This window comes from Pseudoalteromonas sp. 2CM32C (genome assembly GCF_023161925.1).
Taxonomy (GTDB): Bacteria; Pseudomonadota; Gammaproteobacteria; order Enterobacterales; family Alteromonadaceae; genus Pseudoalteromonas; species Pseudoalteromonas marina.
On the sequence record NZ_JALNTI010000007.1, the window covers coordinates 157,720 to 181,460 of the forward strand.

Sequence of the window (23,741 nt, forward strand, 5' to 3'; positions counted from 1 at the left end):
CAAAAAAGCATCACTTAAGTGATGCTTTTTAAAGATGAGTAGCACACTATCTAAATAGTACATCTTCTCGGTTAAACCATTTAACGCAAAATGCTAGTAACGCACCTGCAATAAGAGCGGTTGCTAAAAATATGAGCCCTACAAACGTGTAATCTACAGTGCCTTTAATTATGTCTTTAATGGCTAATGCAACGTTGGTTACCGGAATAAACGCGGTTTTAGCAGTCAATTCCATATTTGGCATTATTGAAATAATAATAGGGAAAAACACCCCCATATTTAAAGGAGCCAGGTAGTTTTGTGCTTCTTTAAACGTACGCGCATAAATAGATATAGCTAACGCTAAAGAAGAGAATATGGCAGCCAATGGCAGTAATAATACAAAAATCATCAGCAAATCGGTAACCGCCAAGGTACTAAATGCCGTTTTTATAAAGTCTAAGTCTGCGAACGCCAGTGCAACAGCAACCCAACACCCCATACTCACAACCGTAATAGCGGTTGATGCAATAGAGGTGGTCAGTAATGTTATAAATTTACCTAATACCAGCTCTGTGCGTGTTATGGGTGTAAGTAAGAGTGTTTCTAGTGTGCCACGCTCTTTTTCACCGGCCCCTAAGTCAATTGCAGGATATGTAGCGCCCATTAACACCAATGGAATAAGTAAATATGGTAAAAGGCCACCTATTTTTTCACCTAAGTTTTCACGTTTATCGGCCGTATCTACTTTAACAACTTCAATAGGGGTAAGGATAGCTTTGTGCGAAGACTCTTCTATCCCAAAGCTTTTTAATTTTTTGGCTTGCAATACGTCGCTGTATTCTTGAGCTAGTTCTTTGACCCGATCAAATAAAAAATTTATTGATTTTGCGTCGTTAAATACCACTTCCCATTTGCTTTGTTCACCACTGTCGAGTGTATCTACTGCGTTACTTGGCAAGTAAATACCCATATCTATATCGCCGGCAGTAACACCTGCTTTGAGCTCTTCTATTGTATTAAAGGTTTTACTGCCCTTATAAAGTTCAAAGCTTTTGTGGTAAAACACTTTGTTGGTAAATTCTGGTGCGTATTCACCATTAATAATTACGTAAGTATTAACTTTTTGGTCAGCTTCAAGTGCCGCTTGCGAACTAATAAAAGCCATAACGGCAAAAATTATTGGGAAAATAAGTACTGGCAATAACACAACAAACATAAGCGTTTTTTTGTCGCGAAGGAGTTCTTTTAATTCCTTTTTATATACCTCAAACATGATGCTTCTCCGTTAATATGTTCATAAACGCTTGGTTTAACTCTTCACTGTTTCCGGTTTGTTTAAACTCTTCAACTGTGCCATCAAAGCAGCTTACGCCTTCGTTAATTACCGCTACACGGTCACATAACAATGCAACTTCATCTAAATGATGGGTAGAAAAAATAACCGGTGTGCCTTGTGCTTTTAAACCTTTGATAAATTCGATCACTGTTTGTGTGGTCATGATATCAAGGCCTGTTGTAGGCTCATCGAGCACAACTACTTTTGGGCGATGTACAACTGCACGGGCTATATTTGCTTTTTGTTTCATACCAGTTGATAAATTTTCAGCGCGTTTATCTATAAATTTATGCATATCGAGTAATGTAAAAAGCTCATCACAACGTGATGCTATATCGCTTTTTTTCATCCCGTGAAGTTTTGCAAAGTACTCTATGTTTTCTTTAACGGTCAGACGACCATACAAGCCAGTAGAGCCTGATAAAAACCCAATCGACTTTCGCCCTAAAAGAGGTTTTTTAACAATATCGTTGCCATCAATTGTAATAGAGCCTTCATCGGGCTTTAATGCTGTTGAGATCATTCTTAAGGTGGTTGTTTTACCTGCGCCATTAGGGCCTAGCAGCCCTAATACTTCGCCTTCAGCGCAGCGAAAACTGACATCTCGTACTGAATGAAAGTAGTCTTTATCTTCACGTGGGTCGATATCATCTACTTTATTTTTTTTATGGTCTTTCGTCAGCTTAAAACGTTTTTTAAGCCCGGCAACTTCTATCATGCGCATATCCTTCGTTTGGGTCTAAAGTAATCCGTATTATTGTAAAATGTGTCGTTTTTATTATCTTCATGCCAGCCAGGCACACCTAATAATGGTAAAGGCGAAAGGTGTGAGTTATCGGCTAAGCAATGTTCTATTTTAATCTTCTCATAAAGTACTTGATCAAGGTACTGGTATTGCATTGCTAAATCTTTACAAAATATTTCATCGGGCACATTTATGAATAATGCTTTTCCTGTTAGCCCTATATAGGGGCGAGTCAACATTTCGTAATTGGCATGCCCAAACATAAAAGCCTGAATTGACTCTCCCCACTCATGGCGGTGCTCTGCAAATGCTTTGTGCCATTGATGATCGCGCAGCCAGGTTTGCCATTTACTGTCACTAATGGCCAGTACAACACCACATTCATCAAATAGTGTGAGTGCGTTTCTGTGTTTGGTGCGCTTAGTTAAACCATATTCGGCAATGTCCTGAACATGCCGATGATTTATAAGTGATTTTGTTTTAGGAAATAAGCACCAAATAAAACCACCGAATAGATCGTGCCAATTTTCTGTCCGTGTGGGTACTTCACCCGTTTCAAAAATTACTTGTTCGTAATAGCGCTCCGCAAAGTCTATTTGTGCATCGTCAACAAACTGTATCGGTAAATTATTCTCGTTCGTTGCATTTAAATATGGAGTAAACCATTTTGGTGAAGGCCATTGAGTTTGCTCATTAAGTTTAAACAAGCTGTTTAGGTGATTAAATGCACCCGTTTTTAGGCAATTGGGTTGCCATTGTTCAGGAGGAGTAAAACGCTTCATTATTATAAATTTCTAACTTGTATAGGCCTTTAATTTTGTAACAGTTTACCGCAAAAGCTAGCCCTACTTAATAGAAGTTAATATACTTATTTAATCTTAAAACAATAATCGAGTTAATATGAAACGCAATTTATCTCTCACACTTCTTGCCAGCGCTGTTTTAGCTGGCTGTGCAGCAACAAGCATAACTCCTTCAGATGTAACTAATGGCTATAACAGTATTAAAGCCGATGAGTTAGCAAAACACATAAAAGTATTGGCATCTGACGAATTTGGTGGCCGAGCGCCTTCGTCACCTGGCGAAAAGCTAACATTAGATTATTTAACAACCCAATTTAAAGCATTGGGTTTTGAGCCTGGCAATGGTGATAGCTTTTTACAAGAAGTCCCCCTTGTATCACTAGAAGCTGATTCAAACATGGTTTTATCAATTGGTGGCAAAGATTACCAATACAAAAAAGACATGGTTATGGGCAGTAGCCGCATTAGTGAAAAAGAAGGCATTGAAAACTCTGAGCTAGTATTTGTAGGCTACGGCGTTAATGCACCAGAGTATAACTGGAACGACTACGAAGGAATTGATGTTAAAGGTAAAACCGTGGTCATGCTTGTGAACGATCCTGGTTTTGCAACTAAAGATCCTGCTTTATTTACCGGCGATGCAATGACGTATTACGGTCGTTGGACCTACAAATATGAAGAGGCAAGTCGCCAAGGTGCTGCAGGCGCTATAATTATTCACGAAACAGCACCCGCTTCGTATCCTTGGTCGGTTGTTGAAAATTCGTGGAGTGGCGAGCAATTTGGTTTTCAAAAAGAAAACAACAATATGGACCGTGTTGCTGTAGAAGGCTGGGTTACTAGTGATATGGCAAAAGAGCTTTTCAGTAAAGCTGGTTTAGATTTCGATACCATTAAAGAAAATGCCGCAAAAGGTGCTTATCATGTTGATATGGGTGATTTAACCGCCTCTGTTAATGTGACTAATACAATTAAAACGTCAGTGTCTTACAACTTTATTGCGACCTTACCGGGCAGCGAATCGCCAGACGAACATGTAGTATATTCAGCGCATTGGGATCACTTAGGCACAGATACAAGCCGCAAAGGTGACCAAATTTATAACGGTGCTCACGATAACGCAACGGGTACTGCAGGCTTAATAGAAGTTGCAGAAGCATTTACTAAATTGCCAAAGCACCCTAGCCGCTCAATGACATTTTTAGCAGTAACCGCTGAAGAGCAAGGGTTACTTGGCTCTAAGTATTACGCCGCAAACCCTGTTATTGCAGCTAACAAGACGGTTGCTAATATCAATATGGATAGCTTAAATTTATTAGGCAAAGTAAAAGATATGAGTGTGGTAGGCATTGGTAAATCTCAAATGGATGAGTTTTTAGCTAATGCAGCAAAAGATCAAGGTAGAACTTTATCAGGCGATCCTAAACCATCGTCGGGTGGTTATTACCGTTCGGATCATTTTGCGTTTGCCAATATGGGCATACCTGCAATGTACGCTGGTGGTGGTACTCAAGCAGCGGATGAAGAAACAGCCAATTATCGCAAGCGAATGAGCCTAGTATTACGCGGTTGTTACCACCAGCCTTGTGACCGTTACCGCGATGAGTGGGATTTATCGGGCGCTGTTCAAGACTTACAATTATTTTATAAAGTAGGTTTTGATATTTCTGAGCAAGAGCAATGGCCTACTTGGAATTCAAATTCAGAATTTCAACGCAAATAGCCAAGGTTTTAATATCGAAAATCTCAATGTGAGTAATCGATTTAAACACAATTAAATGATATTGATTATCATTTACTAAAATTATACAGTGTTACCCTGTTTATTAATTTGGTAACACTGTATGAACTCAATTACACAAATAGGACTAATTACGCCCGCTTCAAAACGCTTTGTTAGCCAAAATAAACGCTTATTACTCCCTCTTTTTTTGTTGGTATGCTTTGCTGTGCCATCACTTCGTGATATTGCAATTACCGCACTAAGCGACGCGTTTTTTCAAGTCAGTGTATTTGTTGCTGCTACGTTACTGATTTATTACTACGCTATTGAGCGTTTACCTCAGTTGGAGCTTAGTTATCTAAGTGCCAAGTCACCGGCTTTAGAGGTCTTTTTTGCGGCTTTACTAGGTGCCTTACCCGGCTGCGGGGGCGCTATAATAGTGGTTACACAATTTACCAAAGGCCAAGCAAGCTTTGGTGCTATTGTTGCCGTACTGACAGCAACAATGGGCGATGCTGCATTTTTACTTTTAGCTACACGCCCTACTGAGGGAGCTGTAATAATGGCTATCGGATTAGTTGTTGGAACTATATGTGGTGCTTTTGTAAATACAGTTCATAAACACGACTTTTTACGCCCTTCTTTAAAAGAACAAACGCACCAAGTTAAAATATTGCCTACCCGCATTATTAGAGTCAGTAAACCTGTTTGGATGTTAGCGATTTTTCCAAGTTTAATTATCGCGTTTTTAATCGCATTTAACGTGGACTTTAACCAATTTGGAGAGTACACAAACACTGGAATACATTTATTTGGTGCGGGCATGGCTCTATTTATCGTAACGGTATGGGCTTACTCGTCTAAGGGCGAAACATATAAACAAATTACCAGTGAGGAGGATGAATGTAATCCACCATCTAAAGTGGTTAAAGTGCTCCAAGACACACACTTTGTGACTGCATGGGTAGTGGCGTCGTTTATGTTATTTGAAATACTCGTGAATGTAGCCGGACTTGATTTAAAAACATGGTTTGCCCACTACGCTTATTTAGCACCGCTGATTGCTGTAATCATAGGTTTTTTACCCGGTTGTGGGCCGCAAATAATAGTTACCACGCTTTATATACAGGGCATTATTCCATTTAGTGCTTTAACAGCCAATGCTATTTCAAACGACGGAGATGCGTTATTCCCTGCAATTGCTTTAGCCCCTAAAGCCGCAATAATAGCCACTTTATATACCGCACTTCCTGCTCTGGGGGTTGGCTATGGGTTGTATTTTATTTCGTATTAAATTTTAGGCATAAAAAAGCTCAGCGAACACTGAGCTTTTTCAGCTTAAAGCTTTACTTTATACAGCAGCAGGTTCTGCTGCTAACTCTTTTGGATTAGGGCCATAATCGTTCTCGCCCTCGTGTGAATCTTGTGCAAGGAACACAATTAAAACAATCCAACCAATAATTGGCACTAACCAAAGAAGCTGCCACCAGCCTGAGCGGCCTGTGTCGTGTAAACGACGTGCGCCAGCGCTTAATTGAGGGATCAATAAAGCCAAGCTATATATTGTGCTTACAAACATCGTGTTTGTAATACCATCTACAACACTTGTTAATAGTGAAAAAATAATATTAATTAGCATAAACATCCAAAATGCTTTGCGGCGATTACGTCCTGAAAAATCTGCGTAGCTACGCAGTGCGTTCATATAATGTTCCATAATATTTCCTTAGTGTTATTTTTTATATTCCCTAACGGGCTCTTTAAATTACTTATTAGTAACATTTGTATCTTAATTAAAAACGGTTTGCTTTAAAACAAAAAACCAGCAAATTGCTGGTTATTTATTAGGGCGTGTTGACCTTTGCGGATTGAAATTTGTTCAATCTAGGGTCGATTAAATCGCGGCGCGAGGTTTGTAACCTAGTGGGCTAAGTAAAAACCGAGTGACAAAGAGTTTATCGCCCCTAGGCAGAACCCGAAGGGCAGCGCATGTTTGGCATTTATGCTGCGTTATCGCCTATTTATGGGGAATAACCACACTTCATAGGCTCTGCCTTGCCTAAAAACCAAACATACTGCTGTAAATTCAACCATCAAAGATCAACACGCCCTAGGTTTAAACAATTATATTTTTAACTCATTGCCATCATCATTGCCGATGGATTTTCTAAGTACGATTTCCATAAGTTATTAAAGCGAGCAATTGTTCCGCCATCAATAACACGGTGATCACCAGACCAACTGACTTGCATAATGGCCTTACTTACAACATGACCGTTTTCATCAAAGCGGGGGAGATGTTGCAACTTACCTAGCGCAACAATAGCTACTTCTGGTTTATTAATAATTGGTGTGGCAATTGTGCCGCCAATTGCACCAATATTCGAAATGCTAATTGTACCGCCTTTTAAGTCTTCAGGTAGTACTCGCCCTTCGCGAGCGGACTCAGTAAGGCGTGTAAGTTCATTAGCCACATCAACAATATTTTTACTTTGGCACGACTTAATATTTGGTACCAATAAGCCAATTTTAGAATCGACTGCTATACCAATATTATGGTCGTCAAAATAAGTGAGCTCAGAGCAATCTTCATTTACCTTAGAATTAAGAACCGGGAATTCTTTCATCGCAAGCGACAGTGCTTTAACAAAGAAAGGCATCATAGTGAGCTTAACGCCTTGTGCTTTGTATTGTTCTTTCATTGAAGCTCTTAGGGCAATAAGGTCTGTTAAATCTATTTCATCACAAAATGTAAAGTGTGGAATGGTTGAAACAGAGGCAACCATTTGTTTTGCCATCGCCGCTTTTATGCCTTTAATTGGCTCTACACGTACGCCAGAGCTCTGCGTTTTACTTTGTGTGTTGACTGCACTGCTATTAAGCGGTGATGTATCAATACTGTTAGGTACTTCACCTTTAATAAACTCTTCTATATCTTGTTTATAGATACGTCCATTTTTACCACTACCCGGCACTTGTGTTAAATCAACATCAAGCTCACGTGCTTTACGTCTAACAGCCGGTGATGCAACGGCCTTTGTGTTAACCACTTTTGCTGTTTGATTAACTTTTACTGGTGCTGCTTGCTCTGCTGCATTTGTTTGCGCTTTTACTACAGCTTGGTTTACATCTATGTTTTGTTTAGGTGCACTTCCAGCAATAGTCATTTGAAACAGTGGGCTATGTACTTTAGCTATTTCGCCTTTCTGGTAATACAGCTTTTGCACGGTACCGGTGTACTTTGCCGGTATTTGCACAAGGGCTTTATCAGTCATTACATCACAAACAGCTTGATCTTCTTCAATTTCATCGCCTTCGGCGACTAACCAGTCGACTATTTCGCACTCAACAATCCCTTCGCCAATATCTGGTAAAATAAAATCTTCTAATTGTTCAGCTGTATTGTTGTTTTGTGGTGCACTGTCATGCTCTTGCGTTTCAACGTCAGCCGCTTCGCCTGCTACATCCATTGCAAACAAAGGTGCATGCACTTTAGCTATTTCGCCTTTTTGATGGTAGAGCTTTGTAATTACTCCATCGTGCACAGCAGGTATTTGTACTAGGGCTTTATCAGTCATCACGTCACAGATGGGTTGATCTTCACAAACGCTATCACCTTCTTTTACTAGCCATTCAACCACTTCGCACTCAACAATGCCTTCACCAATATCGGGTAATATAAAATCTTTAGCCATGGGAACCCCTAAAAATCCATTGATTGTTTAATTGCAGCTAATACTTTGAGCGCATCAGGCACGTACTCTTTCTCAAGCGCCAGTGGGTAAGGTGTATCTAAACCACACACACGTAAAATAGGTGACTCTAAATGGAGGAAACACGCTTGTTGAATTGAGGCAGCAATTTCTGCACCAAATCCATTTGTAATAGGTGCTTCATGGCTTATCACTAAACGGCCAGTTTTAGTGACTGATTTAGCAATTGTGTCTATATCCCACGGCAAAATACTACGTAAATCTATAACCTCACAATGTATGCCTTGCTCGCTTGCTAGTTTTGCAGCATCTTCAATAATTTCCATTTGAGCGCCCCAGGCAAGTACTGTAATGTCACTGCCTTCTTGCACGACTTCAGCTTTACCTAACTCTATTGAGTAATCTTCTTCAGGTACTTCACCCGTCGATGCGCGGTACAAACGTTTGGGCTCAAAAAATATAACAGGATTGTCATCTTTAATACTTGCACGCAGTAAGCCTTTAGCTTGATATGGATTACGTGGCACCACTATTTTTAAACCTGGCGTATGTGCAAAGTAAGCTTCTGGTGATTGCGAATGATATAAACCACCAGCAATACCACCACCATATGGTGTGCGTACAGTTAAGTTACCTACATTAAACTCATTACCACTACGGTATCTGAATTTTGCTGATTCATTTACTATTTGGTCAAAGGCCGGGAATATATAATCTGCAAATTGAATTTCAGCTAATGCGGGGGCACCAAATGCCGCTAAACCATTTGCAAAACCTAAAATACCTTGCTCAGTTAGAGGCGTATTAAATACACGGTGTTTTCCGTATTTTTCTTGTAAACCTGAGGTCGCTCTAAATACACCACCAAAATACCCAACATCTTCGCCAAATATACACGCTTGCGGGTGTTCATTCATGGTTATATCAAGAGCAGAATTAATTGCATGTAGCATGTTCATTTTAGCCATTACTTAATTCTCCCTGCAGTAACTGGGTAAGCATCTGGGTGCTTTTGTATATGTTCTTTTAGTTCATTGTATTGACGAACAAGTGAAGGGATTGGCGTGTCGTAAACATCTGATACTAGCTCTTCTAGAGCAGGCTTTTGTACTACTTCTGCACGCTTTAATGCCGCTAATATATCTTCACGTATAGACTCTTTTGCTTTAAAATCGTCCTCTTCGTTGAGCCATTGCTGTTTTACTAGCCACTTTTTAAATTTTTCTATTGGGCATGTTTTGTAATTAGCCTCTTCGTCTTTTGAACGATAACCACTTGGATCGTCTGAGGTTGAGTGAGCACCTAAACGATAAGCTATTGATTCAATTAAAACAGGTTCGCCTTGTGTTGAGGCAATTTCACGTGCTTTTTGCGTTGCCGCAAACACAGCAAGTGCGTCAGTGCCATCGACCCTAATTGTTTTAATGCCATAACCCACACCACGTGAAGCAATACCATCACCTTTAAATTGCTCATCTGCCGGGGTCGAAATCGCATAGCCGTTGTTACGTGCAAAAAATATCACGGGTGCTTTATGCACTGCAGCCATGTTTAATCCTGCATGAAAGTCACCTTCAGAGGCAGCGCCTTCGCCAAAGTAACAAATAGTAACGTTATCAATAGTGCTTGCAAGCTCGCCTGTTTTCGCATCTATGTGCTTTACTTTTTGTCCATATGCATACCCTGTAGCTTGTGGTATTTGTGTGCCAAGAGGAGAAGAAATAGTCATATAGTTTAATTTGTTCGAACCATAATGAATTGGCATTTGACGACCTTTGCCTAAATCTAATTCGTTTGAAAACATTTGGTTCATAAATTGGTCTAGCGTAAAACCACGGTAATGCAGTGCAGCTTGCTCACGGTATTGCGCCATTATCATGTCTTCTTGGTCAAGCGCAGCAGCGGATGCCGTAACGGCAGCTTCTTCACCTAAACATTGCATGTAAAAGCTTACTCGGCCTTGGCGCTGAGCACCTTGCATACGTTCATCTAATAAACGTATAAAACGCATAGTCTCATAAAGTTTAATTGCGGTATGTTTTGAAATAGCGGGTGCTGTCGCACTTGGGTGAATGTCGCCATCCTCAGTTAAAATACTAAGGGTTGGAATATTAAGCGCATTGCCGTCAATAAATTCTAGCGCATGGTTAATATTCAGCGATACGTTATTTGGATTACTCATAACCTACCTTCTGTTGTTGTCAGTAACATAGTGCCCCTTTTACATTATTATTATGGGTGATCATTGCTGAATAAACTTTGCAATATCTGCACTATATTTAATTAAAGCTGCCAACACTTTACGTTAACGTAAAGTGTTATTCAACAAATCTGTGACGAAACAAAAGTAAATATTGGTTAAATAAGTGGCAAGTTAACAATACAGCTACTTAAATTATTAGTAATCAGTTAGTTAACTTGCAGGGCAAAGAGGTCTAATGAGTTGAATTATACAAAGTTACTGTCTATTGCCATTGGAACAACGGTGAGTAATGCACGTTGCCCTAAGGCTACTTTTGCATTTGGGAATATGATTGCTTCTCCTTCAACGTCCGCATAATAAGGAGTATTACCATCGGTTGCGAGCAGTTCTCCTTTTGCAAAGCCAGTAAAGTTCTCTGCATGATCAGAAAATGGAAAACTAAAATCCTCTTGAGTACGATTAATTGTACGGTGAACAGCGAACAGCTCAAAGTCGCTTGCATTAAATTGTGGGTATTCAACTTCTTTTTGACTAATTAATGCAGTTAACGTTTGTTTTGTTTTTTCAAAACGTGTCATATCGTTTTGGCCAAATGGTTTTACTTGCCCAAGCTCAACTGTAAACGAATCTGCACCATGAACAAAGGATGAGAAATAACTAAACGTTGTCGCTGGCGACTTCATCATTAATACAGTATTTACACCACAACTTAGTAAAAATTGTAGCTGTGATTTTTTCCATGGTTTACCGTGCAAAAATGGATACACAGCAAATTTTTCATTTTTTGAACCACGAATAGCCGTGTGCAAATCGTAATGACTGCGCTCACTGCCCTTTTCGCCTCTGGCAAAAAAGTCAGTTACGTAGCGTTCAAGTTTTGCCGCTCGAACGCGCTCGTCATTCATTTCAACACCATCAACAGTGTGGTGTCCATTAAATAAACGATTAAGGTTTTCTTCAACAAAGCGCAAACCAATATTAATTGATTTAGGGTTACCGTATATAAACAGGACTCGCTGATTAAGCTCAAGGCTTTGCGAAATAATTTGCTTTATTAGCTCATCACAAATTTCTATAGGCGCTGTTTCGTTGCCATGTACGGCACTTGATAACACAATATCTTTTGAGGTAGTAACCGCTGGCTGAAACTCAATAACCCCAGTATCGTGTACATTAACTCGGGTTCCATTGTTGAGCGTAAACTGGGTCGGTTCTAAGTGCCATTCGTTATCTCGGCTAATGGTTAGAAAATCACCGGTTGATTGCAATAAATTTAAATAATTGGGTGTGGCTGACATAATAAAAGCCCTTTATAGTGTGAGAGATACAAAAAAACGGCTGAATAATTCAGCCGTTTTTAGATAGTTTAAGCAGGTTTAGCTAATAACTGAATCAACTAATTTTTTAGCTTCTTTTTCTAAAAGAGCTAAATGTGCTTCGCCTTTAAATGATTCTAGGTATATTTTATAAATATCTTCAGTACCTGATGGGCGAGCAGCAAACCAGCCATTTTCTGTAACAACTTTTAAGCCGCCAATCGCTGCATTGTTACCAGGAGCATGAGTTAATTTTTGTAAAATCGGCTCTCCAGCTAACGTTTCGGCTTTTACGTCGTCAGCACTTAAAGCTTTTAAACGCGATTTTTGTGCACTACTTGCTGGCGCATCTAGACGTTTATAAAGTGGCGTTCCAAATTCTTGTTCTAGCTCTTTATAAAGCGCTGATGGTGTTTTGCCCGTTACTGCTAGTATTTCAGCTGCAAGTAAACCCATAATAAAGCCGTCTTTGTCAGTACACCATACGCTGCCATCAAAACGTAAAAACGCAGCACCTGCACTCTCTTCACCACCAAAAGCAAGATTACCTTTGTTTAGGCCTTCAACAAACCATTTAAAGCCTACCGGTACTTCTTTTACCTTTCGCTCATTACGCGCAACAACACGATCAATCATCGAACTCGAAACAAGCGTTTTACCAATCTCTACGCTACTATTCCACTCGCGGTGGTTTAATAGGTAATCAATAGCAACAGCTAAAAAATGATTCGGATTCATTAAGCCATCGGGTGTAACAATGCCGTGACGGTCGTAATCAGGGTCGTTACCAATCGCTATATCAAAATCGTCTTTTAATTTAATTAAATTAGCCATCGAGTAAGGCGATGAACAATCCATACGTATTTTGCCATCTTTATCAAGTGGCATAAATGCAAAACGCGGATCAACACTGTCGTTTACTACGGTTAGATCTAAATTATATTTTTGCGCAATAACTGGCCAAAAATTTATACCTGAACCACCTAATGGATCAATGCCTATTTTAACGCCCGCATCACTAATTGCTTTTAAGTTAACGATATTCTCTAAATCGTTAATATACGGAGTCATTAAATCTTCGTAGCGGATAAACCCTGAGCGAGAAGCTTTAGCGAATGGGAAAAGCTCAACCTCGACTAAATCTTCAAGTAATAACTTGTTAGCCCTGTCTTCAATCCAGTTAGTTACGTCTGTATCAGCAGGCCCGCCGTTAGGTGGGTTATATTTAAAGCCGCCATCTTCAGGAGGGTTATGTGAAGGCGTAACAACAATGCCATCTGCAAGCTCATTAGGATTACGTTTATTGTGACAAACAATTGCATGGCTAATAACAGGAGTTGGAGTAAAGTCGCCATCTTGCTGAGTAATTACTTGCACTTCGTTAGCGACAAGCACTTCAATTGCAGAGTTAAAAGCAGCTTCACTAAGCGCATGGGTATCTTTACCTAAAAATAATGGCCCAAAAATATCGTTTTGTTTACGGTAATCACAAATGGCTTGTGTAATTGCTAAAATATGGGATTCATTAAATTTTACATCATAAGAGCAGCCGCGGTGTCCAGATGTACCAAAGGCAACGCCATGCTCTGGGTTTTGCTCTAAGTCTGGCTCATTTAAATAATAAGCCGAAACTAATTTAGGAACATTAACAAGTGCTGATTGTGGAGCAGTTTTGCCTGCGCCTGAGTGAATAGCCATTATATTTCCTTACAGGTAATCGCGAATTTTTTCAGCTTGCTCTGCACTGTAACCTAGGCAAAGAGCTACTTCATGAAGCATCATTTTTTTACGTGTTGTATTAGAGTTAGTCATTACCCAATATTCACTGTCGGTGATATTTTTAGGGTTCATGCTACTTCCACTATTTACTAAATCTTCTTTGCTCGTTGCGAAATAAACACGGTCACGGCCTTTAATATCCAACACAGCAGAAAAATCAGATTTATGAGTGCGATAAAAAGCACTTAAAATAAATAAGAAGCGACCCACCACGCCTTTTTGCATTGCTAGTTCTTCTTTATTTAATACATTAAAAACGTTAGCATTTTTTTGCTTCACTGGTGTGACAGTTTTTGGAACTTCAGCCTCTGCTACAGCTTGCATTGATTCTGGCACAGTAGATGGCGCAGATGTAGTTGTTATTTGTTGATTTTGTGTTATTTCTACGTCAGCGGTTAATTGTTTTTCGCCGCTCATGTTTAATAAACGACGCAAAATTGTGGATGCACTTTCACCAATACTTTGCGTGTTGCTGGCAATGTATTGATATAACTCGTCGTCTATGTCGATTTGTTTCATGGTCTTCCTGTCATTACGGGTCACATTTTTTTCTCACGCCTGATTATACCCAATCCAATAATAAATGCGAGTTACAACAAGCACTCGCAGACATTTCGAAAATCTATAACTAGTTAGGTAAATTTTTAGTCAATCAATTTCTCTAATTTTCGAATATCATTTAATAAAATGGTTAATTAGACACTATTTTTTGCTTTTTTAATTATTGCTCGGCAAACTAAGGCGAAATTTTTAGGAGCAACGTATGCAGCTAAATTATAAGCAACTAGGACAAGGTCCAAATGTTATTTTAATACATGGACTATTTGGTTCATTAGAAAACCTGAACGTAATTGCTAAGCCGTTAAGTGAGCATTTTACAGTTACCAATGTAGATTTGCGAAACCATGGCCTCTCCCCTCACAGTGATGAGATGAGTTATCCTGCTATGGCAAAAGACATTGTTGAGTTACTTCGACACTTGAATATAAAAAAAGCACATATAATTGGTCATTCTATGGGTGGTAAGGTTGCTATGGAGCTTGCATTAACTCAACCCGAGTTAATTGAAAAATTAATTGTGCTTGATATAGCACCCGTTACCTACCCACCGCGGCATACTAAGATATTGCAGGCGCTTAACGCAGTTGCATCTGAGCATATAGAAGACAGAAAGCATGCTGATGATTTAATGCAGCCTTATATTGACGAACTTGGCGTTCGTCAGTTTTTATTAAAAAGCCTAGCTAAAAATGAAGCAGGAAAATTAACGTGGCGATTCAACTTACCTGTTCTAGATAAGAAATATTCAAATATACTCTCAAACGTTAATGAAAACAATTCTTGTTTGTGCGATACTCTTTTTATCAAAGGTAACGATTCAGATTATATTTTACCCGAGTACCGCACTGCAATTGTCACGCGTTTCAAGAATACGAAAGCAAAAATCATTCACGGTGCTGGTCATTGGTTACATGCGCAAAAACCTATGGCTGTAAATAAGGCAATAAGTGACTTTTTAATTCAAAATTAAAGTAATTTTAATCGCTTGTTTTTGATTGCACGTACTAAATATATGAATATTTTTGTGCTATAGTACGCGCCGTTTAATTTAAAGGTTATACGTTGATGGTCAGTCAGTTAATTAACGAATTTGATACCCTAGGGTTGTATTTTGGCTTAGCCGGTATTTTGATATTCATCGGCTTGGCAATTAAAGACGTACTTAAAAGTGGTAATGTACCTAAGTTTGGTCGCTATATAGTATGGACTGTACTCTTTTTAGGCTGTTCAGGCTTTATTGCTAAAGGACTTATTCAAGTATTTTGGCAAGGCGCAGGTGTAGGTTAGGCATGGCGAAGTCAGAAACAGATAGAACAACACTCGATTTATTTGAATACGAAAAGCGTCCAGGCCGACCTAAGACCAATCCTCTTTCGCGGGATATGCAGTTAAAGGTTAATAAACGTAATCAAATAAAAAGAGACAAAGCACGTGGTTTAAAACGTGTTGAATTTAAAGTTTCATCGCAGTTGTATCAAGCGTTAAGTGATATGGCAGATGCACAAAATATTAGCCGCAGTGCGCTGATTGAAACGATTTTACAAGAAAGATTGGCTATTGATACATAAAAGGTTATAAATCCATGGCAAGTGTAGGCATTTTTTTCGGAAGTGACACAGGTAACACAGAACACGTAGCAAAAATGATCCAAAAAGAATTGGGTAAAAAGCTTGTGGCTGTGCATGATATTGCAAAAAGCTCTAAAGAAGAGATTGCAGATTTTGATTTAATCTTATTTGGTATTCCTACGTGGTACTACGGCGAAGCACAATGTGATTGGGATGATTTTTTCCCTGAGCTTGAAGAAGTAGACTTTGGAGGCAAACTTGTTGCTATTTTCGGTTGTGGTGATCAAGAAGATTATGCTGAATACTTCTTAGACGCTATGGGCATGATCAACGATATTGTTACTGAACGTGGTGCTATTGTTGTAGGTCACTGGCCTACTGAAGGCTACGATTTCGAAGCCTCAAAAGGTATGGCAGACGATAATCACTTTGTCGGTTTAGGTATTGATGAAGATCGTCAACCAGAACTCACAGAGCAACGCGTAAAAGCATGGTCTGCTCAAGTATTTGATGAAATGTGTTTAAGCGAGCTTGCTGACTAATCCATCCGATATACCGCTAACTGTTTAAATAGTTATCAAACAGTTAGCGTTTTCTTTATTTACTGCAATATAAATCATTTCTTCTTTGCACTTGAGGCCTAGGCACGTTATCCTATTTGTTGCTTATGTATCGTGAGCATCTTTGCAAGATGTCTAGTATAACCAAATAAAATTGAGACAGATTTAATGACTGATCATAACTTGGAACTTAAAAAAGCCGGTTTAAAAGTGACTTTACCGCGTATTAAAATTTTAGAGATTTTACAGTCTCCAGATAACCAACACATCAGTGCTGAAGATGTTTACAAAATTCTTTTGGATTTAGGTGAAGAAATTGGCCTTGCAACTGTATATCGCGTACTCAACCAATTTGATGATGCAGGCATTGTAAGCCGTCATCACTTTGAAGGCGGGAAATCAGTATTTGAATTATCGGGCAGTACTCACCACGATCACTTAGTATGTTTAAAGTGTGGAAAAGTTGTTGAGTTTGAAGATGAGATGATTGAACGTCGCCAGCTTGAAATAGCTCAAGAAAACGGTATTACTTTAACAAACCACTCTTTATACCTTTACGGAGAGTGTGATGATAAAGCTGCATGTAAAGCGTTTAGTGATGCAAATAGTTAGTATATCCTAGCTATAAAAAAACCTGCTATTTGCAGGTTTTTTTGTGCCTATTATTTAAAGTATTACTACACCCACAAGTGAGCGGGCGTAGTAAAAATAAGCTTATTGTGTTTTAGACCATGAGTCACGAAGACCTACTGTTTGGTTAAACACAACATTTTCTGACTTAGAATCTCTTGAAAAGTAACCGGTACGTTCAAACTGAAACCCCTGCTCTGCTTGTGAATTAGCAAGCGAAGGCTCAAGTTTAGCATTAGTTAAAACAACTAATGATTCTGGGTTTAATGTCGTTTCAAACTCATCAGCTGCAGCTGGGTTTGGCACATTAAATAAACGATCGTACAAACGAACTTCAGCTGTAATAGCCTCAGAAGCTGATACCCAATGAATAACGCCTTTAACTTTACGACCATCACTTGGGTTTTTGCCTAGTGTTTCATTATCATAAGTACAATAAATAGTGGTTATTTCACCGTTTTCGTCTTTTTCAACACGATTAGCTTTAATAACATAAGCGCCACGTAAACGAACCTCTTTATCGAGCACTAAACGTTTAAACTTATTATTTGCTTGCTCTTTAAAGTCTTCTCGTTCAATGAATATTTCACGCGTAAATGGCACATCGCGGCGACCCATTTCTTCCTTATTAGGATGATTAGCCACCGATAACGTTTCTATGGTATCTGCATCGTAGTTTTCGATGATCACTTTAACCGGATCCAGTACAGCCATCGCGCGAGGAGCATTTTCATTTAAGTCATCACGAATACACGCTTCTAGCATACCCATTTCAACCATATTCTCTTGCTTTGTAACCCCTATTCGTAAACAAAATTCACGAATTGAAGCCGGTGTATAACCACGGCGACGTAAACCTGCAATAGTAGGCATACGTGGATCGTCCCAACCTTCGACGTAGTTATTTACAACAAGGTCATTTAACTTACGTTTAGACATAATTGTGTATTCAAGATTTAAACGAGAAAACTCAATTTGCTGTGGATGACATTCAATGCTGATGTTATCAAGTACCCAGTCGTATAAACGGCGATTATCTTGGAACTCTAATGTACATAGTGAGTGCGTAATACCCTCGATTGCATCAGAAATACAATGCGTGAAATCGTACATTGGGTAAATACACCACTTATCGGCAGTTTGATGATGATGAGCAAAACGAACACGATAAATAATTGGATCGCGAAGCACCATAAACGAGCTTGCCATATCAATTTTTGCACGAAGAACACATTCACCTTCTTTGAAACCACCCGCACGCATTTTTTCAAATAATGCTAAGTTTTCTTCAGGAGATGTATCTCTGTATGGGCTATTTTTACCTGGCTCCGTTAGAGTTCCGCGGTATTCACGTGCTTGTTCTGCTGTTAAAAAACAAACATAAGCTAACCCTTTGTTTATAAGCTCAACAGCATAGCCGTATAAAATATCAAAATAATTAGAAGAATACTTTATATCACCATCCCAGTTAAACCCTAACCATTGAACGTCTTCTTTTATAGAATTAACGTAGTTAATATCTTCTTTTTCTGGGTTTGTATCGTCAAATCGTAAGTTACATAAACCGTTATAATCTTTTGCAATACCGAAATTTAAACAAATTGATTTTGCATGGCCTATGTGTAAAAAACCATTTGGCTCAGGTGGAAAGCGCGTGTGCGTTGCTGCATGCTTTTTACTTGCTAAGTCTTCATCAATTCGGGTTCTAATAAAGTTACTTGGGCGATTCTCAATTTCCGCCATAGGAGTACGATCCTCTAAATATTACTTAATTACAAAACTAATGCATTATTACAAAAACAGTCACTAACATACAGCAATAGATTACGCTTTATCTTACTTATTGATTAACTTTAATTCATCTAATCTGTTTTTAACGAATAAAGTTTGTTTTAGCGCAATATTTAATTCATAGAAGCGCTTTATAGTGCGTCAATACCGTACTTTATAAGGATTAAGAGATGGCTACACTTAACCAGCACCGTGTTTATATACCTAGTAATGCACGTGCTAATCATTACTTACTCGCAGAAATTACCCCTAACGATAGTTTTTACTCAAGCTTCAACTCAATAAACTGTTGTTACGAAAGAATAGCACGCCAATTATTTGCAGCATGCGATGAATATGAGCTCCATAACGTGCATATTTTAGCAAACGACAAACTTCCTGTTGTCAGATTTCATGAAGAGTCATATCAGTTAGAAACTAATAAGCAAATGCTTATATTTTATAACCCACGCTATCACGAGGCACATAAACTCTATTATTCAACGAACACGCAAAGTAAAAAGGTACGCTTACTCTTTTTAGCTACGGGCGAAGATATACGAGCTAACTCCGCTGTATTTCACAAAAAAGTCCAAAAAGTATTAACTGTATTGCAAGAACAATTATTTATTGATCAACCCCAATTTAAAGTGCGTGATCATCAACATTTAACTTACGACTTATTTGCTAAAAATAAAGGAAACAAAGAAACCTACGGCTACAAATTAAGAAGTTTGTACCCAAGGTATCAAAATCGCCAATGTGAAATACCTATAAACCATGCCGAGATGACATACGCCACATTTTCTATCCCTGTATCAAGGGCTATTAAAACTCAATTTCAAACTTTAATTAATAATGGCGATTTTAAACAATTTTATAATTACTTTTTAGATAGCTTCAAACGGTGCTGCGAGCTTAATAAGCTAACACATGGGGCATTAGTAGCTAATGGTGCCAAACCTATTGTTAGAAATAGTAAAGTGGATATTAACGAAGGAAACGAAGAGCTTCAAAAGCTGAGCTTTGACATAGACTCAAATAAAACACAGCTAAAGTGCTTTTACGATGAACAAAGATTAGTTGAAACAATTCATTTTGTTATTGCAGCTGCCAATCATAACAAGCAAGAAATTGGTTATGGCAAATTTATGAATCAGGTTGAAAAAACGATTTTTCAACTTTGTGATGAACTAGATATAAGTAAAGAAAGACAAGATCTAACCGTCAGGTTTTTTCAACATATCAGTTACCCGTTTTAATTAAGTGCTCAAAACGAAAAGGCTCGCAAATGCGAGCCTTTTCAAAGATTAAATAAACTGATTACCAGCCTGTTTTCTCTTTAAGTGCTTTACCGATATCAGCAAGTGAACGTACAGTTTGTACGCCAGCAGCTTCTAATGCAGCAAATTTCTCATCTGCAGTACCTTTACCGCCTGCGATGATTGCGCCAGCATGACCCATGCGCTTACCTTCTGGTGCAGTAACACCAGCAATGTAAGATACAACAGGTTTAGTTACGTTAGCTTTGATGTACTCTGCAGCTTCTTCTTCTGCAGTACCACCAATTTCACCAATCATTACGATTGCTTCAGTTTGTGGATCTTTTTCGAACATTTCTAAAACGTCGATAAAGTTAGTACCTGGGATTGGATCACCACCAATACCAACACACGTAGACTGACCAAAACCAGCATCTGTAGTTTGCTTAACCGCTTCGTACGTTAAAGTACCAGAGCGAGAAACAATACCTACTTTACCAGGCTTGTGGATGTGACCAGGCATGATACCAATCTTAGTCTCACCAGGAGTGATAACACCTGGACAGTTAGGACCGATCATACGAGTACCTGTTTGATCTAGTTTAACTTTAACGTCAACCATATCAAGTGTAGGGATACCTTCAGTGATACAAACAATTAGCTCGATGCCAGCATCGATTGCTTCTAAGATTGCATCTTTACAGAAAGGTGCTGGTACGTAGATAACTGAAGCAGTTGCGCCAGTTTCTTGTACTGCATCACGTACTGTGTTGAATACAGGAAGACCAAGGTGCGTTTGACCGCCTTTACCTGGGCTAACACCACCAACCATTTGTGTACCGTACTCAAGCGCTTGCTCTGAGTGGAAAGTACCTTGGCCACCAGTGAAACCCTGACAGATAACTTTTGTATCTTTATTGATTAATACAGACATTATTTGCCCTCCGCAGCAGCAACAACTTTTTCAGCAGCGTCTGTTAATGATTCAGCAGCGATGATGTCTAAGTCAGAGCTCTTAAGAACTTCACGACCTAATTCAGCATTAGTACCTTCTAAACGTACAACTACAGGTACGTTTACGCCAACTTCTTTAACTGCGCCAATGATACCTTCAGCAATCATGTCACAACGTACGATACCGCCAAAGATGTTAACTAAAACAGCTTTAACATTGTCGTCAGAAAGGATGATTTTGAATGCTTCAGAAACACGTTCTTTAGTCGCGCCGCCACCAACATCTAGGAAGTTAGCTGGCTTGCCACCGTGTAGGTTTACGATGTCCATAGTACCCATTGCTAGGCCTGCACCGTTAACCATACAACCTACGTTGCCATCTAGTGCTACGTAGTTAAGCTCAAAGCTTGCTGCATGTGCTTCACGCGCATCTTCTTGAGATGGATCGTGGAACTCACGGATTTTTGGTTGACGGTAAAGTGCATTACCATCGATACCGATTTTGCCGTCAAGACAGTGAAGGTTACCTTCGTCTGTGATTACTAACGGGTTGATTTCAAGTAATGCGAAATCGAAATCGTTAAACATTTTACCAAGACCCATGAAGATCTTAACGAACTGTTTCATTTGTGTTGGGTTAAGACCCAATTTGAAACCAAGTTCACGTGCTTGGTAAGCTTGAGGACCTACTAGTGGATCGATCTCAGCTTTGTGGATAAGTTCTGGTGTTTCTTCAGCAACAGTTTCAATTTCAACACCGCCTTCAGTAGACGCCATGAAAACAACTTTGCGAGAAGCACGATCAACTACTGCACCTAAGTACAATTCGTTGGCGATATCTGTACAGCTTTCTACTAAAATTTTAGCAACTGGCTGACCATTTTCGTCTGTTTGGTAAGTAACTAGGTTTTTACCTAACCAGTTAGCTGCAAACGCTTTAACTTCATCGATAGTTTTAACTAGCTTTACACCGCCAGCTTTACCACGTCCACCTGCGTGAACCTGAGTTTTAACAACCCACATATCACCGCCGATTTTTTCAGCAGCTGCTGCAGCTTCTTCAGGTGTATCGCAAGCGAAACCTTGAGAAACTGGTAAACCATATTCGGCAAAAAGTTGTTTTGCCTGATACTCATGCAAATTCATGATGCTTTATCCAATTTTTTATACTAAAAGAGCTGAATATTTATTCAATAAACAACTATCCCAAATTGCGCACCTAGTATAGTTGCCAAGGCTTAACATGAAAACCCCAGTACGACCAAAGGCGCAAAAAAAAAGCTGTGAATTGTGGTTCACAGCTTATATTTCATACTACTTGATTAAACATCCAGTAATAAGCGAGTTGGATCTTCAAGTAACTCTTTAATAGTTACTAAGAAACCAACAGATTCTTTACCATCTATTTGGCGGTGATCGTAAGAAAGTGCCAAATACATCATAGGAAGAATTTCAACTTTACCATTTACTGCCATTGGACGGTCTTGAATTTTGTGCATTCCCAAAATTGAAGACTGTGGCAAGTTAATGATAGGTGTAGATAGTAATGAACCGAATACACCACCATTTGTAATAGTGAAGTTACCACCTGTCATGTCGTCAAGCGTTAGCTTTCCGTCACGGCCTTTAAGTGCTAATTCACGAATGCCTTTTTCAATTTCAGCAACTGATAACTTATCACAGTCTTTAAGAACTGGTGTTACTAGACCACGAGGTGTAGAAACAGCAATGCTGATATCAAAGTAATTGTGGTAGACAATGTCGTCCCCATCAATTGACGCATTTACATCAGGGAAACGTTTAAGTGCTTCAGTAACTGCCTTCACGTAGAAAGACATAAAGCCTAAGCGAATACCGTGACGTTTTTCGAATACTTCTTGGTACTGCTTGCGAAGGTCCATGATTGGCTTCATGTTAACTTCGTTAAACGTAGTTAACATTGCAGTAGAGTTTTTAGCTTCTAGAAGACGGTTAGCAATCGTTTTACGTAAACGTGTCATAGGAACACGCTTTTGAGTACGATCACCCATTGGCGCAACTGGAGCAGCAGCTTCTGCTTTCTTCGCTGATGGTGCCGGTGCTTTCAAGAACATATCAACGTCTTCTTTAGTTACACGACCATTTTTGCCAGTTCCTTTGATTTTAGAAGCATCTAGTCCTTTTTCAGCAATTAAACGACGAACAGATGGAGTTAATACATCTGAGCTATCAGTTGAATCTGCAGCAGGAGCCGCCTCTTCTTTAGCAGCAGGAGCTGCAGGTGCACCACCTGCTTTTACTGAACCGATTACTTGCTCACCAAGAACAGTATCGCCTTCAGCGTTAATGATGTCGCCCATGATACCGTCTTCTTGAGCTACTACTTCAAGAACAACTTTATCTGTTTCGATATCTACCAGGTTTTGATCGCGCGTTACTGCGTCTCCTGGTTGAACATGCCATGTAGCAATTGTTGCGTCTGCAACTGATTCTGGGAGTACAGGTACTTTGATGTCCACTTCTTTACCTTCTGATGCTGGTGCTGATGGCGCCGATGGCGCGTCTTCTGATTTTTCTGCTTCACTTGAAGATGTGCTTTCGCTTGAAGGCGCTGCATCAGCATCGCCAAGTAAACCCATAACTTGGTCACCAAGTACGGTAGCACCCTCTTCTTGAGAGATTTCTGTAATTACACCGTCATGTTGTGCAACTACTTCTAACACTACTTTGTCTGTCTCAATATCTACTAAGTTCTGATCACGAGTTACCTTGTCGCCAACACTTACATGCCATGTAGCAACGGTAGCATCTGCGACCGACTCAGGAAGAACAGGAACTTTAATTTCTGTGCTCATCG

At 39.3% G+C, this 23,741-nt stretch carries 22 protein-coding genes; 8 read left to right on the forward strand and 14 right to left on the reverse strand.

Annotated features, from left to right (window positions below):
* Positions 1 to 46: 46 nt before the first annotated feature.
* The 3 genes from MTF67_RS13940 to MTF67_RS13950 are packed head-to-tail and all read right to left on the reverse strand — an operon-like array spanning position 47 to position 2,845.
* On the reverse strand, positions 47 to 1,255 hold the full coding sequence (locus MTF67_RS13940) for an ABC transporter permease (RefSeq protein WP_248519861.1): 1,209 nt from the start codon (positions 1,253 to 1,255) through the stop codon (positions 47 to 49).
* Complete coding sequence (locus MTF67_RS13945; RefSeq protein ID WP_248519862.1) at positions 1,248 to 2,036, reverse strand: ATP-binding cassette domain-containing protein; 789 nt, start codon at positions 2,034 to 2,036, stop codon at positions 1,248 to 1,250. The genes MTF67_RS13940 and MTF67_RS13945 overlap by 8 nt, the downstream gene beginning before the upstream one ends.
* Entirely contained in the window at positions 2,033 to 2,845 is an 813-nt protein-coding gene (locus MTF67_RS13950) for a DUF3025 domain-containing protein (RefSeq protein ID WP_248519863.1), read from the reverse strand. Before MTF67_RS13950 ends, MTF67_RS13945 begins: the two co-directional genes overlap by 4 nt.
* A 118-nt stretch (positions 2,846 to 2,963) precedes the next feature.
* Between MTF67_RS13950 and MTF67_RS13955 the strand changes: the two genes are divergently transcribed.
* Entirely contained in the window at positions 2,964 to 4,589 is a 1,626-nt protein-coding gene (locus tag MTF67_RS13955; RefSeq protein ID WP_248519864.1) for a M28 family metallopeptidase, read from the forward strand.
* A gap of 121 nt (positions 4,590 to 4,710) precedes the next feature.
* Positions 4,711 to 5,883, forward strand: a complete 1,173-nt coding sequence (locus MTF67_RS13960; RefSeq protein WP_248519865.1) for a putative manganese transporter — start codon at positions 4,711 to 4,713, stop codon at positions 5,881 to 5,883.
* Between the two features lie 57 nt (positions 5,884 to 5,940).
* On the opposite strand, the gene MTF67_RS13965 is transcribed toward MTF67_RS13960, so the two are convergent.
* The 7 genes from MTF67_RS13965 to seqA all read right to left on the reverse strand — a co-directional run bounded on the left by MTF67_RS13965 (position 5,941) and on the right by seqA (position 14,119).
* Positions 5,941 to 6,306 (reverse strand): DUF805 domain-containing protein, encoded by a 366-nt coding sequence (locus MTF67_RS13965; RefSeq protein ID WP_008127404.1) that lies wholly within the window; start codon positions 6,304 to 6,306, stop codon positions 5,941 to 5,943.
* A gap of 415 nt (positions 6,307 to 6,721) precedes the next feature.
* Positions 6,722 to 8,284: a dihydrolipoyllysine-residue acetyltransferase gene (locus MTF67_RS13970; RefSeq protein WP_248519866.1), complete on the reverse strand. Its 1,563-nt coding sequence runs from the start codon at positions 8,282 to 8,284 to the stop codon at positions 6,722 to 6,724.
* Positions 8,285 to 8,292: 8 nt separating this feature from the next.
* Positions 8,293 to 9,270 (reverse strand): transketolase C-terminal domain-containing protein, encoded by a 978-nt coding sequence (locus tag MTF67_RS13975; RefSeq protein ID WP_006793035.1) that lies wholly within the window; start codon positions 9,268 to 9,270, stop codon positions 8,293 to 8,295.
* Entirely contained in the window at positions 9,270 to 10,484 is a 1,215-nt protein-coding gene (locus MTF67_RS13980) for a thiamine pyrophosphate-dependent dehydrogenase E1 component subunit alpha (RefSeq protein ID WP_248519867.1), read from the reverse strand. The genes MTF67_RS13975 and MTF67_RS13980 overlap by 1 nt, the downstream gene beginning before the upstream one ends.
* A 266-nt stretch (positions 10,485 to 10,750) precedes the next feature.
* Entirely contained in the window at positions 10,751 to 11,803 is a 1,053-nt protein-coding gene (gene astE, locus MTF67_RS13985; protein ID WP_248519868.1) for a succinylglutamate desuccinylase, read from the reverse strand.
* Between the two features lie 78 nt (positions 11,804 to 11,881).
* Complete coding sequence (pgm, locus tag MTF67_RS13990; protein ID WP_248519869.1) at positions 11,882 to 13,519, reverse strand: phosphoglucomutase (alpha-D-glucose-1,6-bisphosphate-dependent); 1,638 nt, start codon at positions 13,517 to 13,519, stop codon at positions 11,882 to 11,884.
* 9 nt (positions 13,520 to 13,528) lie between these two features.
* Positions 13,529 to 14,119: a replication initiation negative regulator SeqA gene (seqA, locus tag MTF67_RS13995; RefSeq protein WP_248519870.1), complete on the reverse strand. Its 591-nt coding sequence runs from the start codon at positions 14,117 to 14,119 to the stop codon at positions 13,529 to 13,531.
* Positions 14,120 to 14,363: 244 nt separating this feature from the next.
* Between seqA and MTF67_RS14000 the strand changes: the two genes are divergently transcribed.
* From MTF67_RS14000 to fur, 5 genes are all read left to right on the forward strand, one after another.
* The gene (locus MTF67_RS14000) at positions 14,364 to 15,131 is read left to right on the forward strand and encodes an alpha/beta fold hydrolase (RefSeq protein WP_248519871.1); all 768 of its coding nucleotides are present in this window, start codon (positions 14,364 to 14,366) and stop codon (positions 15,129 to 15,131) included.
* 95 nt (positions 15,132 to 15,226) lie between these two features.
* Complete coding sequence (locus MTF67_RS14005; RefSeq protein ID WP_006793041.1) at positions 15,227 to 15,448, forward strand: DUF2788 domain-containing protein; 222 nt, start codon at positions 15,227 to 15,229, stop codon at positions 15,446 to 15,448.
* Between the two features lie 2 nt (positions 15,449 to 15,450).
* Positions 15,451 to 15,729, forward strand: a complete 279-nt coding sequence (gene ybfE, locus MTF67_RS14010; protein WP_002962928.1) for a LexA regulated protein — start codon at positions 15,451 to 15,453, stop codon at positions 15,727 to 15,729.
* Between the two features lie 14 nt (positions 15,730 to 15,743).
* Positions 15,744 to 16,271, forward strand: coding sequence for a flavodoxin FldA (gene fldA, locus MTF67_RS14015; RefSeq protein ID WP_248519872.1), 528 nt, complete (start codon positions 15,744 to 15,746; stop codon positions 16,269 to 16,271).
* Positions 16,272 to 16,457: 186 nt separating this feature from the next.
* On the forward strand, positions 16,458 to 16,901 hold the full coding sequence (fur, locus tag MTF67_RS14020) for a ferric iron uptake transcriptional regulator (RefSeq protein ID WP_006794887.1): 444 nt from the start codon (positions 16,458 to 16,460) through the stop codon (positions 16,899 to 16,901).
* A gap of 102 nt (positions 16,902 to 17,003) precedes the next feature.
* On the opposite strand, the gene glnS is transcribed toward fur, so the two are convergent.
* Positions 17,004 to 18,662 (reverse strand): glutamine--tRNA ligase, encoded by a 1,659-nt coding sequence (gene glnS / locus MTF67_RS14025; RefSeq protein ID WP_248519873.1) that lies wholly within the window; start codon positions 18,660 to 18,662, stop codon positions 17,004 to 17,006.
* Positions 18,663 to 18,880: 218 nt separating this feature from the next.
* Between glnS and MTF67_RS14030 the strand changes: the two genes are divergently transcribed.
* Complete coding sequence (locus MTF67_RS14030; protein ID WP_248519874.1) at positions 18,881 to 19,951, forward strand: DUF3083 family protein; 1,071 nt, start codon at positions 18,881 to 18,883, stop codon at positions 19,949 to 19,951.
* A gap of 61 nt (positions 19,952 to 20,012) precedes the next feature.
* On the opposite strand, the gene sucD is transcribed toward MTF67_RS14030, so the two are convergent.
* From sucD to odhB, 3 genes are all read right to left on the reverse strand, one after another.
* On the reverse strand, positions 20,013 to 20,885 hold the full coding sequence (sucD, locus tag MTF67_RS14035) for a succinate--CoA ligase subunit alpha (RefSeq protein WP_008127375.1): 873 nt from the start codon (positions 20,883 to 20,885) through the stop codon (positions 20,013 to 20,015).
* Positions 20,885 to 22,051 carry an ADP-forming succinate--CoA ligase subunit beta gene (sucC, locus tag MTF67_RS14040; protein ID WP_006794719.1) on the reverse strand — a complete coding sequence of 389 codons (1,167 nt, stop codon included), beginning with the start codon at positions 22,049 to 22,051 and terminating at the stop codon, positions 20,885 to 20,887. Before sucC ends, sucD begins: the two co-directional genes overlap by 1 nt.
* Before the next feature lie 176 nt (positions 22,052 to 22,227).
* Positions 22,228 to 23,739, reverse strand: coding sequence for a 2-oxoglutarate dehydrogenase complex dihydrolipoyllysine-residue succinyltransferase (gene odhB, locus MTF67_RS14045; RefSeq protein WP_248519875.1), 1,512 nt, complete (start codon positions 23,737 to 23,739; stop codon positions 22,228 to 22,230).
* Between the last annotated feature and the right edge of the window lie 2 nt (positions 23,740 to 23,741).